Source organism: Streptomyces sp. NPDC087422 (genome assembly GCF_044744145.1).
Classification (GTDB): Bacteria; Actinomycetota; Actinomycetes; order Streptomycetales; family Streptomycetaceae; genus Actinacidiphila.
In genome coordinates, this window is the sequence record NZ_JBIUXT010000018.1 from 37,511 (window position 1) to 50,777 (window position 13,267).

Annotated in this window: 11 protein-coding genes; 9 read left to right on the forward strand and 2 right to left on the reverse strand. The window is 71.8% G+C overall.

Going from position 1 to position 13,267, the window contains the following annotated elements:
* Nucleotides 1-266 precede the first annotated feature (266 nt).
* Nucleotides 267-1,034 (forward strand): response regulator transcription factor, encoded by a 768-nt coding sequence (locus tag ACIO6U_RS34895; protein ID WP_355338173.1) that lies wholly within the window; start codon nucleotides 267-269, stop codon nucleotides 1,032-1,034.
* Between the two features lie 18 nt (nucleotides 1,035-1,052).
* Entirely contained in the window at nucleotides 1,053-2,543 is a 1,491-nt protein-coding gene (locus ACIO6U_RS34900; RefSeq protein WP_355338176.1) for a HAMP domain-containing sensor histidine kinase, read from the forward strand.
* 97 nt (nucleotides 2,544-2,640) lie between these two features.
* On the opposite strand, the gene ACIO6U_RS34905 is transcribed toward ACIO6U_RS34900, so the two are convergent.
* The gene (locus ACIO6U_RS34905) at nucleotides 2,641-3,657 is read right to left on the reverse strand and encodes a TAXI family TRAP transporter solute-binding subunit (protein WP_355338179.1); all 1,017 of its coding nucleotides are present in this window, start codon (nucleotides 3,655-3,657) and stop codon (nucleotides 2,641-2,643) included.
* Nucleotides 3,658-3,769: 112 nt separating this feature from the next.
* Between ACIO6U_RS34905 and miaB the strand changes: the two genes are divergently transcribed.
* The gene (gene miaB, locus ACIO6U_RS34910) at nucleotides 3,770-5,257 is read left to right on the forward strand and encodes a tRNA (N6-isopentenyl adenosine(37)-C2)-methylthiotransferase MiaB (RefSeq protein ID WP_401725313.1); all 1,488 of its coding nucleotides are present in this window, start codon (nucleotides 3,770-3,772) and stop codon (nucleotides 5,255-5,257) included.
* 99 nt (nucleotides 5,258-5,356) lie between these two features.
* Nucleotides 5,357-6,106, forward strand: a complete 750-nt coding sequence (locus ACIO6U_RS34915) for a hypothetical protein (protein WP_401725316.1) — start codon at nucleotides 5,357-5,359, stop codon at nucleotides 6,104-6,106.
* Nucleotides 6,107-6,192: 86 nt separating this feature from the next.
* On the opposite strand, the gene ACIO6U_RS34920 is transcribed toward ACIO6U_RS34915, so the two are convergent.
* The gene (locus ACIO6U_RS34920) at nucleotides 6,193-6,429 is read right to left on the reverse strand and encodes an Rv0909 family putative TA system antitoxin (protein WP_391052242.1); all 237 of its coding nucleotides are present in this window, start codon (nucleotides 6,427-6,429) and stop codon (nucleotides 6,193-6,195) included.
* A gap of 120 nt (nucleotides 6,430-6,549) precedes the next feature.
* Here ACIO6U_RS34920 and miaA point away from each other — a divergent pair, with 120 nt between their 5' ends.
* The 5 genes from miaA to hflX all read left to right on the forward strand — a co-directional run bounded on the left by miaA (nucleotide 6,550) and on the right by hflX (nucleotide 13,256).
* A complete protein-coding gene (gene miaA / locus ACIO6U_RS34925) occupies nucleotides 6,550-7,464 on the forward strand; it encodes a tRNA (adenosine(37)-N6)-dimethylallyltransferase MiaA (protein ID WP_355338191.1) in 915 nt (304 codons plus the stop codon).
* A gap of 105 nt (nucleotides 7,465-7,569) precedes the next feature.
* Complete coding sequence (locus tag ACIO6U_RS34930) at nucleotides 7,570-8,088, forward strand: hypothetical protein (RefSeq protein WP_355338786.1); 519 nt, start codon at nucleotides 7,570-7,572, stop codon at nucleotides 8,086-8,088.
* 52 nt (nucleotides 8,089-8,140) lie between these two features.
* Nucleotides 8,141-9,058, forward strand: coding sequence for a diaminopimelate epimerase (gene dapF, locus ACIO6U_RS34935; RefSeq protein ID WP_401311859.1), 918 nt, complete (start codon nucleotides 8,141-8,143; stop codon nucleotides 9,056-9,058).
* A 185-nt stretch (nucleotides 9,059-9,243) separates the two neighbouring features.
* Entirely contained in the window at nucleotides 9,244-11,415 is a 2,172-nt protein-coding gene (locus ACIO6U_RS34940; RefSeq protein ID WP_391163803.1) for an HD domain-containing protein, read from the forward strand.
* Between the two features lie 344 nt (nucleotides 11,416-11,759).
* Complete coding sequence (hflX, locus tag ACIO6U_RS34945; protein WP_391130308.1) at nucleotides 11,760-13,256, forward strand: GTPase HflX; 1,497 nt, start codon at nucleotides 11,760-11,762, stop codon at nucleotides 13,254-13,256.
* The last annotated feature ends 11 nt before the right edge of the window (nucleotides 13,257-13,267 follow it).

Here is a 13,267-nt window from a genome sequence, read left to right on the forward strand (position 1 = left end):
CGTATGCAACCCACTGCGCCTTCCCACGTCAAGCGACGGTCCCGCCTCGGCGCGGTGCGCCGCTCCACGCGCCCTCCGTGCTCCGTGCGCGCCCTCGGGCACCTCCGGTGCGTACCGGGTCGGTAACGGTCCACGGCGCGAGCCGGTAGGGCCTTGACGCACCCCGTGCCGATCGGCGTGGATTCGGTCCACAGGTACCGCTACCGCACACGAACAACACGATCAGCCGAAATGATCATAAGACCGAATGAACAGGGAGGTTGACGATGCGACTGCTCCTCGTGGAGGACGACGACAGGGTCGCCTCCGCCCTCTCCGCGGTCCTCGGCAAGCACGGCTTCGACGTGCGGCACGCCCGCAGCGGCGAGGAGGCGATCCAGGCGCTGCTGCCCGGCGACGGCCCCGCGTACGACTGTGTCCTGCTCGACCTGGGGCTGCCCGACCAGGACGGTTTCGAGGTGTGCAGCCGGATACGCCGCCGTACCGCGACCCCGGTGATCATGGTGACCGCGCGGGCCGACGTACGCTCCCGGATCCACGGCCTCAACCTGGGCGCGGACGACTACGTGGTGAAGCCGTACGACACGGGCGAGCTGCTGGCGCGGATCCACGCCGTGAGCCGCCGCCCGCCGCTGAACGCGCAAGGCGCCGCCGGGCCGACGGCCACCGGCGCGACCGTCGCGGGCACCGGAGTGCTGGCCGCCGCGCGGACCGGCGAGACCGGCCCGCAGGAGAGCGCCAAACTGCTGCTCGGCACGGTCACCATCGAACTGTCCACCCGCCGCGTCACCGTGGAGGGCGATCTGATCGCCCTCACCCGCAAGGAGTTCGACCTGCTGTCGCTGCTCGCCAAGCGGCCGGGTGTCGTCTTCCGCCGGGAGCAGATCATCAGCGAGGTGTGGCGCACCGCGTGGGAGGGTACGGGTCGCACCCTTGAGGTCCATGTGGCGTCCCTGCGCTCCAAGCTGCGGACCCCGGCGATGATCGAGACGGTGCGCGGGGTCGGATACCGGCTCGTCGTCCCCGTCGGCTGACCCGTCGAGGCCACCACCTTGCGCTCCCGCCTGCTCCCGCTGCTCATCGTGCTGATGGCCGGTGTCCTGCTGGCCCTCGGCTTCCCGCTGGCCGCCAGCCAGGCCGCGTCCCAGCAGCAGCGCGTCGTGGTCGACCGCATCGACGACACCACGCGCTTCGCGGCGCTCGCGCAGTACGTCACCGCGCGGGACGAACAGACCGCCGTGGACAGCGCCGACGACGAGCGGCTGCACACCCTGCGCACCGAACTCACCCGCTACAAAGAGCTGTACGGCATCGACGCCGGAGTCTTCTACCGCGACCGCACCGCGATGGCGGCCGCGCCCGGCGACTGGAAGGTGCCGGACGAGGGCGAGCTGTTCGACGCCTACAACTCGGCGCTGCTCGGCCGCCGCACCCACGACCCCCGCCAGGTGTGGCCGTGGCAGACCCGCAAACTCGCCATCGCCTCGCCGATCGTCCGGGACGGGGACGTCGTCGCCGTCGTCGTGACCGATTCGCCGACCGGCGCGCTGCGCTCCCGCATCCTGCACGGCTGGCTGCTGCTGGCGGCCGGGGAGCTGGCGGCGATGGCCATCGCCGTGCTCTTCGCCGTCCGCCTGACCGCCTGGGTGCTGCTTCCGGTCGCCACCTTGGACCGCGTCACCCACGACATCGCGACCGGCCGGATGAAGTCGCGTGTCGGAACGGCGGGCGGCCCGCCGGAACTCCGCCGCCTGGTCCGTTCGTTCAACGAGATGGCCGACAACGTCGAGGAAGTCCTCGACCAGCAGCGGGCCTTCGTGGCGGACGCGTCGCATCAGTTGCGCAATCCGCTCGCCGCACTGCTGCTGCGGATCGAATTGCTCGGCCTGGAACTGCCCGACGGCCACGACGAGGCCGAGGCGGTGAAGGAGGAGGGGCACCGGCTCGCCCAGGTGCTCGACGACCTGCTGGGCCTGGCGCTCGCCGAACGCTCCGGCAGTCATCTGGCCGTCACCGATCTCGCCGCGCTCGCCCGTACCCGCTCGGCGGCCTGGCGACCCGTCGCCGACCAGGCGGGAATCTCCGTGGAGTTCACGGTGGAGGGGGAGGACTCGGAGGACCGGGGAGGTGAGAGCGCGGGGGAGCGGGCGGGCGAGAGCCCGGGGGAGCGGGCGGCGCTCAAGGTGACCGGGTGGGCCGACGCGGTCGCGCTGTCCAGCGCCTTGGACGCGGTGATCGACAACGCGATCAAATTCACCCCGCGCGGCGAGGCCGTCCATGTGCGCGTGGCGGCGGACGACCAGCGCACCGCGATCTCCGTCGCCGACAGCGGCCCCGGCCTGACGGACGAGGAACTCGCCAGGATCGGCGATCGTTTCTGGCGCAGCGCCCGCCACCAGAATGTGCACGGCTCCGGCCTCGGCCTGTCCATCGCCCGCGCCCTGCTGAGCCAGGGCGGCGGCGCCATCAGTTACGGGCGGCGCGACCCGCACGGCCTGGAGGTCATCCTGACGGTGCCGAGGACGGCGCCGGTCGGGGTGTGACCGTCCGGTTGTCGGATCGTACGACCGTCTGATCATGACCACGGAGCGCGCGGCGGGGTGAGCGCGCGGCGCGGCCGAGGTCGCGGCGGAGCACCCGCTACGGCTTCACCGACCGGTAGTACCGCTCCGCGCCGACATGCAGCGGCAGCGGATCGGTGAACACCGCGGTCCGCAGGTCCACCAATTGCGCGGCGTGCACCTCCTTGCCGATCGCGTCCCGGCTGTCGATCACCGCACGGGTGAGCCGTTCGACCAGGCCGGTGTTCGCGCGGTCCGTGGTGACCAGCAGATTGGCGACGGCGATGGTGGCGATCGCCTGCCCCTTCTGCGCCTGCGGATACGCGTCGGCGGGCATCACGGCCTGCCGGTAGTACGCCATCTGCGGTCCCATGGAATGCAGCTTCGCCACCAGGTCGCCGAGTTGGACGAGCTTGATGCCCGGCGAGGAGTGCGCCATCTCGGCCACGGCGGCGGTCGGCAGCCCGCCCGACCAGAAGAACGCGTCCAGTTGCTTGTCGCGCAGCATCGCGGGCGCCTGGTCGATGCCGACCGGTATCGCGTCCACATCCTTGGTGATGTCCAGGCCCGCCGCCGCGAACAGCCGCCTGGTGATCAGATTGACCCCGGAGTCCGCCTGGCCGACCCCGACCCGCAGCCCGCGCAGATCGCGCGCGGACCGCACCGTGGAATCGCTCGGTACGACAAGCTGCATGTAGTCGTCGTAGAGCCGGGCGCAGGCGCGCAACTGGTCCTTGCCGGGACCGTCGTAATCGGCGACGGCGTCGGCCGCGGCGATGGTGAAGTCCGCCCGTCCTGACGCCACCCGCTTGATGTTGTCGACCGAGCCCTCGGTGTGCACGAGATTGACCCGCACTCCCGGCAGCGCGGTGTGCAGATCGCCCTTGAGGAGCAGCCCGTACTTCTCGTACACCCCGCTGGCGACCCCGGTGGCCAGCGACATCGGCGCCCGCGGATACGAAGGCCCCGCGTTCGGCAGCAGCCACCACAGCAGGAGGGCGAGCACGGAGACCCCGGCCAGCAGCGCCTGGAGCACGCGCCGCCGCCTGCCCAGCGCGGCATCGCGCAGGCGTACGACGGGGCGGGGGAGGTCCATGCATGGGGATCCTGCCAGCCGGGCGGGAATCGGGGAAGGGCGGTCGGCGGCGGCCGGTCCCGGGAAGGCGGGGGCGCCGGGCCCCGGCGACCACGTACTCTGGGTGATTGTTATGAGCGCGCGTACTTACGAGGTCCGCACCTACGGGTGCCAGATGAACGTCCACGACTCCGAGCGGCTGTCCGGCCTTCTGGAGGACGCGGGGTATGTCCGCGCGCCTTCCGACGCCGACGGCGCGGATGTCGTCGTCTTCAACACCTGCGCGGTGCGGGAGAACGCCGACAACCGGCTGTACGGCAACCTCGGCCAGCTCGTACCGAAGAAGGCCGCCAGGCCCGGCATGCAGATCGCCGTCGGCGGCTGCCTGGCGCAGAAGGACCGCGACACCATCGTGAAGCGGGCCCCCTGGGTCGACGTCGTCTTCGGCACCCACAACATCGGGCAGCTCCCGGTGCTGTTGGAGCGGGCCAGGATCGCCGAAGAGGCCCAGGTCGAGATCGTCGAGTCGCTGGAGACCTTCCCCTCGACGCTGCCCTCGCGCCGCGAGTCCGCGTACGCCGCCTGGGTCGCGGTCTCCGTCGGCTGCAACAACACCTGCACCTTCTGCATCGTCCCCGCCCTGCGCGGCAAGGAGAAGGACCGCAGGCCCGGCGACGTGCTCGCCGAGGTCGAGGCCCTGGTCTCCGAGGGCGTCGTCGAGGTCACCCTGCTCGGCCAGAACGTGAACGCGTACGGCTCCGACATCGGCGACCGCGAGGCGTTCGGCAAGCTGCTGCGCGCCGCGGGCACCATCGACGGCCTGGAGCGGATCCGCTTCACCTCGCCGCACCCGCGCGACTTCACCGACGACGTCATCGCCGCCATGGCCGAGACGCCCAATGTGATGCACCAGCTCCACATGCCGCTCCAATCCGGCTCCGACACGGTGCTGAAGGCGATGCGCCGGTCGTACCGGCAGGATCGTTACCTCGGGATCATCGAGAAGGTGCGCGCCGCGATGCCGGACGCCGCCATCACCACCGACATCATCGTGGGCTTCCCCGGCGAGACCGAGGAGGACTTCGAGCAGACCCTGCACGTGGTGCGCGAGGCGCGCTTCGCGCAGGCCTTCACCTTCCAGTACTCCAAGCGGCCCGGCACCCCCGCCGCCGAGATGGACGGCCAGATCCCGAAGGCCGTCGTCCAGCAGCGGTACGAGCGGCTGGTCGCGCTCCAGGAGGAGATCTCCTGGGAGGAGAACAAAAAGCAGGTCGGCCGCACCATCGAAGTGCTGGTCGCCGAGGGCGAGGGCCGCAAGGACGACGCCACCCGGCGGCTGTCCGGCCGCGCGCCCGACAACCGCCTCGTGCACTTCGAGCGCCCGGACGAGCCGGTCAGGCCCGGAGACATGGTGACCGTCGAGATCACCTACGCCGCGCCGCACCATCTGCTCGCGGAGAAGCCCGCCGCCGCCGTACGCCGTACGCGGGCGGGCGACGCGTGGGAGCGGCGCAACGCGGCCCCGGCCGCGACCGGCACGGGCGTGATGCTGGGTCTGCCGACGATCGGCGCGCCCGCCGTGACGGAGCCGGCGTCGCTGGGCGGATGCAGCGTCCAGTGACGCGCGCGGTCCCGGACACCGGTGCGTGGCCGAACGTGCCGACGCCGTTGTCCGGCGACGGCCGTCTATCCGTGAGGCCGCGCCGGTAAGGTTTCGATCATGCTGGTCGCCGCTGCCGTCTGTCCCTGCCCGCCGCTGCTGGTCCCGGAGGTGGCGGCAGGCGCCGCACCCGAACTCGACGCTCTGCGGGCCTCCTGCGCCGACGCCATCGGCGTCCTGGCCGCTTCCCGGCCCGACCGGCTGGTCGTGATCGGTCCGGCGGACCGGCCGCACCGCGGTGCTTTCGCCGAGGGTTCCACGGGCTCTTTCCGGCCGTTCGGTGTCGCGCTGGACGTCCGCCTCGGATCGGAACGCGGCGCGGCGGCCGACGCCACGGCCGCCCCCGCTGCTGAGGCCGCCGCTGAGCCCGCACGCACGTTGCCGCCCTCGCTCGCCGTAGCCGCCTGGTTGCTGCGCGGCTGGCACGCCGCACCCGTCGAGGGGCTGGGGGTCGGCGAGCAACTGGAACAGCCGCGCTGCGCCGCCGCGGGCCGCGCTGTCGCCGAGGCCGCGGGACGCGTCGCCCTGCTCGTGATGGGGGACGGCAGCGCCTGCCGTACGGTCAAGGCGCCCGGCTACCTGGACGAGCGCGCCGAGCCCTTCGACGTGGCCGTGACCGCGGCCCTGGCGGCGGCCGACACCGACGCGCTCACCGCGCTGGACGCGGAGTTGGCCAATGCGCTGAAGGTGTCCGGCCGGGCGCCGTGGCAGGTGCTCGCGGGCGCGGCACAGGGCGCGGGCCTGGCGGGGGAGCTGCTGTACGAGGCGGCGCCGTACGGCGTGGGCTACGCCGTGGCGACCTGGACCTGAGCCGGAGGGCTACGCGGACACCTGACCCGGAGCCCCCGCCTGGACGCGCGACTCGGACGTCCTACGGCAGGGCGCCGCGCGAGCGCTCAAGCGGTCGCGTCGCCGTCCTTGCCGCTCTTGTCCTTGAGGTTGCCCAAGGCGCCCTTGGCCTTGTCCACCCCGGTGCCGATCTTGTCGCTGTACTTGCCGCCGGTCTTGGAGTCGACAGTGTGCGCCGCCTTCTCCAGCCCCGACTCGATCTTGCCGCCGTGCTGCTGCGCCAAGTCGCCGGCCTTGCTCTTCGCCAAGCCCAGCTTGTCCTTGAACGTGTCCTTGAGGCCCATGCGGCACCTTCCCAAGCATCGTGAATCCCCCGCCCTGTTCCCGACCATACCTGTGCCCGCCCTGGCCTGCTTCACGCCAATCGATCGAGGTCAGCGGCCAATGTTTGCGAGACTGGCCACGTGAAGAACCGTGTGATCGCCGTCGTCGGCCCGACCGCAGCCGGGAAGTCCGATCTGGGCGTTGCCCTGGCCCGGATCCTGGACGGCGAGGTGATCAACGCCGACTCCATGCAGCTCTACCGCGGTATGGACATCGGCACCGCCAAGCTCAGCCCGGACGAACGCCAGGGCGTGCCGCACCACCTGCTGGACATCTGGGACGTGACACAGGCCGCCAACGTTGCCGACTACCAGCGCCTCGCCCGCGTCGAGATCGACCGGCTGCACGCCGAGGGCCGCGTCCCGGTGCTCGTCGGCGGCTCCGGCCTGTACGTACGCGCCGCGATCGACGCCCTGGAGTTCCCCGGCACGGACGCGGCCGTCCGGGCCCGCCTGGAGGCCGAACTCGACATGCGCGGCTCCGGCGCCCTGCACGCCCGGCTGGCCGCGGTCGACCCCGAGGCCGCCCGCGCCATCCTGCCCAGCAACGGCCGCCGGATCGTCCGCGCCCTCGAAGTCGTGGAGATCACCGGCCGCCCCTTCGCCGCCAACCTCCCCGGCCCCGAGGGCGTCTACGACACCGTCCAGATCGGCGTCGACGTCCCCCGGCCCGAACTCGACGAACGCATCGCCCTGCGCGTCGATCGCATGTGGGAGGCCGGTCTGGTCGACGAGGTCCGCGCCCTGGAGGCCGCGGGGCTGCGCGAAGGACGTACGGCCTCCCGCGCGCTCGGCTACCAACAGGTGCTCGCCGCACTGGCCGGTGAGTGCACCGAGGACGAGGCCCGCGCCACGACCGTACGCGCCACCAAGCGCTTCGCACGCCGTCAGGACTCGTGGTTCCGCCGCGACCCGCGTGTGCACTGGCTCACGGCCCGCGGCACGGAACTCGCGCACCAGGCGCTGACGTTGCTCCAAGAAGCGGTTACAGCCTGATCACGTGATGGCATCGGGACGCTCCGGCGTCCCGGACCTGCCGGTCGACCGTGCCATCATCGAGCATCTAGCTACGGTGTCGGAGAATCGGGAGGGCGCGTGGCGATGGAAGCCGGCCCACGCGACACCCCAGCCGGGCGCGACCCCGCGGCGGAAGCCCAGATTCCCCCGGAGTTTCCGCGCAATGGCGCGATCCCCGAGTCGAGGAACACCCTGGAGCCCTTCGAGCCCCTGGACTCCCTCGGCTCCCTGGAAGCGATCGAGCCCCTTCCGCCGATGGAGGAGGGCCAGTCCTTCCGCGAGCTGCGCCCCCAGCGCCGACTGCGGATCTGGCAACTCGCCCCGATCATCGCCCTCGCGGTGAGCGGATCGCTGATGTTCGCCTTTCCCCTCGCCTTCGAATCCGGCGACGCGGGACCTGTCGTCGCCATGCTCGGCCTTCTGCTGTGCTGCTGCTCCGCCGGGTGGGGCCTGATGGCCGCCCGCCGGGTCGGCTACACCTGGCCCGGCCTGCCCGCCCGCGGCTCCGGCGCCCGTGTCGACTGGCGCTACGTGGCCGGATACACCGCGCTGATCGCCCTGCTGGCGGTGCTCGCCGTATGGCGCGTCGCCCGGCTGCGCTGACGGCCCCGCCCACCAGCCCGTCCCCCTCCGTCGCCCGCGTACGATCGATGACGTGACTGACGCGCGCCACGACACCGCACCGCTCGCCTTCCTCAAGGGCCACGGCACCGAGAACGACTTCGTGATCGTCCCCGACCCGGACGGTCTGCTCGACCTGTCCCCGGCCGACGTCACCCGCCTGTGCGACCGGCGCGCCGGAATCGGCGGTGACGGCCTGCTGCGCGTGGTCCGCTCCGCCTGCCACCCCGAGGCCGCGGCACTCTCCGACCGGGCCGAGTGGTTCATGGACTACCGCAACAGCGACGGCAGCATCGCCGAGATGTGCGGCAACGGCGTCCGCGTCTTCGCCCGCTACCTCCAGCGCACCGGCCTCACCGACGCGGGCGACCTGTCCGTCGCCACCCGCGCCGGCGTCCGCGACGTCCACATCGCCAAGGACGCCGACGACGGCACTCCCGGCGACATCACGGTCCGCATGGGCCGCGCCACGCTTCCCGAAGGCGCCGTCACCGTCACCGTGGGCGACCGCAGTTGGCCCGCGCTCCACGTCGACATGGGCAACCCGCACGCCGTCGCCTTCGTCGACACCCTCGACCACGCCGGTGACCTCCTCCGTGCCCCCGCGGTCGCCCCCGCCGACGCCTACCCGGCGGGCACCAACGTCGAATTCGTCGTCGACCGCGGGCCGCGCCACGTGGCTCTGCGCGTCCACGAGCGCGGTTCCGGCGAGACCCGCTCCTGCGGCACGGGCGCCTGCGCCGTGATGGTCGCCGCGGCCCGCCGCGACGGCGCCGACCCGGCCGTCACCGGCCGCCCGGTCACGTACACCGTCGACGTCCCCGGCGGCCGGCTGGTGATCACCGAGACCGCCGACGGACAGATCGAGATGACCGGACCCGCGGTGATCGTCGCCGAGGGCGTCATCGACCCGGCCTGGCGCGGCGGTCCCTCCGCCGACCCCGGTGCCTGAACCACCACCTTTCCGGCGGTATCCGACCGGGATTCCCGCACACGTTCCCTCGAACGGGTGATGGGGATCACTCTCGGCGAGAGCGTGACTGCCGCACGTGGTGGGCTCGGTAGCATCAATCACCGGCGCGGCCCCACGGGGCGTGGAGAGCGTCCGCAGCCGGTTCAGGCTGCTGGAGGTGCCCGATGAGCGCAGACAACGCGGTGGACGCCGACCGCAGTGCCGGGGCCCCGCGCCGTGGACTGCGCCGGATCGACCTGCTCAGGCTCGGCCGCGCGGCGCTGCTCGGCCCCAGCGGCCGGGACCGCGTGCCCGACGCCATCGAGCACCTCACCAAGGTGCACCGCGCGCGCCACCCCGAAGCGGGCCCCGAAGCGATCGAGACGCTGCGGCGGGCGTATGTGCTCGCGGAGTCCTCGCACCGCGGTCAGATGCGCAAGAGCGGCGAGCCGTACATCACCCACCCGCTGGCGGTCACGCTGATCCTCGCCGAACTGGGCGCGGAGACCACCACCCTGACCGCCTCCCTCCTCCACGACACCGTCGAGGACACCGATGTGACGCTCGATCAGGTACGGGAGGAGTTCGGCCAGGAGGTCAGCTATCTCGTCGACGGCGTCACCAAGCTGGAGAAGGTCGACTACGGCGCCGCCGCGGAGCCGGAGACCTTCCGCAAGATGCTCGTCGCCACCGGCAACGACGTACGCGTGATGTCGATCAAGCTCGCCGACCGGCTGCACAACATGCGGACCCTCGGGGTGATGCGCCCCGAGAAGCAGGTGCGGATCGCCAAGGTCACCCGCGATGTGCTGATCCCGCTCGCCGAACGCCTCGGCGTGCAGGCACTGAAGACCGAGCTCGAAGACCTGGTCTTCGCGATCCTCCACCCCGAGGAGCACGCCAGGACCCGCGCCATGATCGCCGCGAACGCCGCCGGACCCGACCTCCTCGCGGCTGTCGCCGAGGACCTGCGCAAGGTGCTGCGCGAGGCGGACATCGCCGCCGAGGTCGCCATCCGCCCGCGGCACGCGGTCTCCGTCCACCGCGTCCTGCTCAAGCGCGGCGGCGCGGAACTCGGCAGTTGCGACTTCGGCCGCCTGCTCGTCGTGGTCGCCGAGGACGCCGACTGCTATGCCGTGCTCGGTGAGCTGCACACCTGTTTCACCCCGGTGATCGCGGAGTTCAAGGACTTCATCGCCGCCCCCAAGTTCAACCTGTACCAGTCGCTGCACACCGCCGTCGCCGACGAGCGCGGCCGGATCGCCGAAGTCCTGGTCCGCACCCGGCGGATGCACCGGGTCGCGGAAGCCGGGGTGATCGCGCTCGGTGACCCGCACGCCGTGGAGGAGACTCCGCAGGCCGCCGAGGCCGAGCAGGGCGCGAGCGCGGCGGAGACCTGGGGGAGGGTGGACCCGACCCAACCCGGTTGGCTCGCCCGGCTGTTGGAGTGGCAGCGCGACGCCCCCGACCCCGACACCTTCTGGTCCGCTCTGCGGGACGACCTCGCCCAGGACCGCGAGATCACCGTCTTCGCCACCGAGTCCGGCGAGTCCATCGGCACGATGCGGCTGGCCGCCGGGGCGAGCTGCGTGGACGCCGCCTACGCGGTGCACGGCGAGGCCGGTCACCAGTGCGTCGGCGCCCGCGTCAACGGGCGGCTGGCACCGCTGGGGACCCGGCTGCGCGACGGCGACACCCTCCAGCTCCTGATGGACGACTCCGCCACCTCCGGCCCCGACGCCGACTGGCTGGAGCACGCCATCACCCCGGCCGCCCGGATCGCCATCACCAGGTGGCTGACCCAGAACCCGGCGACGGCAGACGAGGACAAGCCGGCGTCGGCCCCTGCGGTACGCCCGACCCACGCCGCGGGCCAGGCGCGCGCCGCCGAACCGGTGGCGGTCACCGACCTGCCGCACGCGACCGTACGGCTGGCCCGCTGTTGCACGCCGGTGCCTCCGGACGGCCTCACGGGATTCGTCATCCGCGGCGGTACCGTCGCCGTTCACCGCGTCGAGTGTCCGAGCACCGCCCGGATGGTCACGGCGGGACGGGCGCCCGTACCCGTCCGCTGGCGCGACGACGGCACCGCCAACGGCTTCCGGGCCACGATCCTCGCCGAGGCGCTGAGCCGCCCGCGCCTGCTCGCCGACCTCACCGAGGCCATCGCGGCCCAGGGCGTCGGGATCGTCTCGGCCGCGGTGGAGCCCCCGCAGGAGCACCGGGTGCGGCACACGTACACGGTGGAGCTGCCCGACCCCCAGGCGCTGGCGGTCCTGATGCGGGCAATGCGGTCGGTGCCAGGCGTCTATGACGTCTACCGCGCGCGACTGGCCGTCACGGCGGCGCAGCCCTGAGACCAGGGCGTACACACGCTTGGACGCGCGCGAGGACTCTCGTGAGGACGCGGGCGCGGAAGCCCGGGTGAGCACCTGCGGGGACTTCGTGAAGTGGGTCATCACTGTCTCCTTCGATCGTTACTCCCAGTGAACGTCTGGTGGCAGATCGTAGGTTCCGGGGTGATCGTCACCCACACGAGTGATTCCGGCGACGGCCGCAGGAGATCCGGTCCTGTCGGCCGGCGGACAGCCCTCGCGGGTATCCGCGGCGAAACTCGCGTGACCGCGAGTGTCCGGCGTGCGACCATCGTAGTAACGGCAGAAACACCGCCGATTCGTTGACCGCTCGACCAAAGGATCCAATGACCTCCTCTTCTTCTTCCTCTTCGAACAACCGCCAGCGCCTCCCCGAGAGCCTTCGGGCCGACGCCCTGATGGAAGAGGACGTCGCCTGGAGTCATGAGATCGACGAGGACCGGGACGGCGACCAGTTCGACCGCTCCGAGCGTGCGTCGCTCCGCCGGGTCGCCGGACTCTCCACCGAGCTCGAGGACGTCACCGAGGTCGAGTACCGGCAGCTCCGACTGGAGCGCGTGGTGCTCGTGGGCGTCTGGACCACGGGGACCGTCGACGACGCCGAGAATTCGCTGGCCGAGCTGGCGGCGCTCGCCGAGACCGCCGGAGCACTCGTCCTCGACGGCGTCATCCAGCGCCGCGACAAGCCGGACCCGGCCACGTACATCGGATCCGGCAAGGCACTGGAGCTGCGCGACATCGTCGTGGAGACCGGCGCCGACACCGTCGTCTGCGACGGTGAGCTGAGCCCCGGCCAGCTCATCCATCTGGAAGACGTCGTCAAGGTCAAGGTGGTCGACAGGACCGCGCTGATCCTCGACATCTTCGCTCAGCACGCCAAGTCCCGTGAGGGCAAGGCGCAGGTCTCGCTGGCACAGATGCAGTACATGCTGCCGAGGCTGCGCGGCTGGGGTCAGTCGCTGTCCCGGCAGATGGGTGGCGGTGGCGCCGGATCGTCCGGCGGCGGCATGGCGACGCGTGGTCCCGGTGAGACCAAGATCGAGACCGACCGTCGGCGTATCCGCGAGAAGATGGCCAAGATGCGCCGGGAGATCGCGGAGATGAAGACCAGCCGCGACCTCAAGCGCCAGGAGCGCAAGCGGCACAAGGTGCCGTCGGTCGCCATCGCCGGATACACCAACGCGGGCAAGTCCTCGCTGCTCAACCGGCTCACCGGCGCGGGCGTCCTGGTGGAGAACGCGCTGTTCGCCACCCTGGACCCGACCGTGCGCCGCGCGGAGACCCCCAGCGGACGGCTCTACACCCTGGTGGACACCGTCGGGTTCGTACGGCACCTGCCGCACCACCTGGTCGAGGCCTTCCGGTCCACGATGGAGGAGGTCGGCGACGCCGACCTGATCCTGCACGTGGTGGACGGCTCGCACCCGGTACCCGAGGAGCAGCTCGCGGCAGTACGCGAGGTGTTCCGCGATGTCGGCGCGCTGGACGTGCCCGAGATCGTGATCGTCAACAAGGCGGACGCCGCGGACCCGCTGGTCCTCCAGCGTCTGCTGCGCAACGAGAAGCACGCCATCGCGGTCTCCGCCCGCAGCGGCATGGGCATCGACGAGTTGCTGGAGATCATCGACCAGGAACTGCCGCGGCCCGATGTGGAAGTCGAGGCGCTGGTGCCGTACACGCACGGCGGTCTCGTCTCCCGGGTGCACGCCGCGGGTGAGGTCCTCTCCGAGGAGCACACCGGCGACGGCACGCTGCTCAAGGTGCGGGTGCACGAGGAACTGGCCGCGGAACTGGCCCCGTTCACGCTCGTCGCCAGGACCTGACAGGGCTGAGG

Bases quoted from the DNA above. Each gene is read 5' to 3' on its own strand.
- ACIO6U_RS34930 (WP_355338786.1), top strand. From the start codon at position 7,570: ATGGAAGCCGGCCCACGCGACACCCCAGCCGGGCGCGACCCCGCGGCG.
- miaB (WP_401725313.1), top strand. From the start codon at position 3,770: ATGAGCGCGCGTACTTACGAGGTCCGCACCTACGGGTGCCAGATGAAC.
- ACIO6U_RS34940 (WP_391163803.1), top strand. From the start codon at position 9,244: ATGAGCGCAGACAACGCGGTGGACGCCGACCGCAGTGCCGGGGCCCCG.
- ACIO6U_RS34920 (WP_391052242.1), bottom strand. From the start codon at position 6,429: ATGGGCCTCAAGGACACGTTCAAGGACAAGCTGGGCTTGGCGAAGAGC.
- ACIO6U_RS34915 (WP_401725316.1), top strand. From the start codon at position 5,357: ATGCTGGTCGCCGCTGCCGTCTGTCCCTGCCCGCCGCTGCTGGTCCCG.
- hflX (WP_391130308.1), top strand. From the start codon at position 11,760: ATGACCTCCTCTTCTTCTTCCTCTTCGAACAACCGCCAGCGCCTCCCC.
- ACIO6U_RS34905 (WP_355338179.1), bottom strand. From the start codon at position 3,657: ATGGACCTCCCCCGCCCCGTCGTACGCCTGCGCGATGCCGCGCTGGGC.
- ACIO6U_RS34895 (WP_355338173.1), top strand. From the start codon at position 267: ATGCGACTGCTCCTCGTGGAGGACGACGACAGGGTCGCCTCCGCCCTC.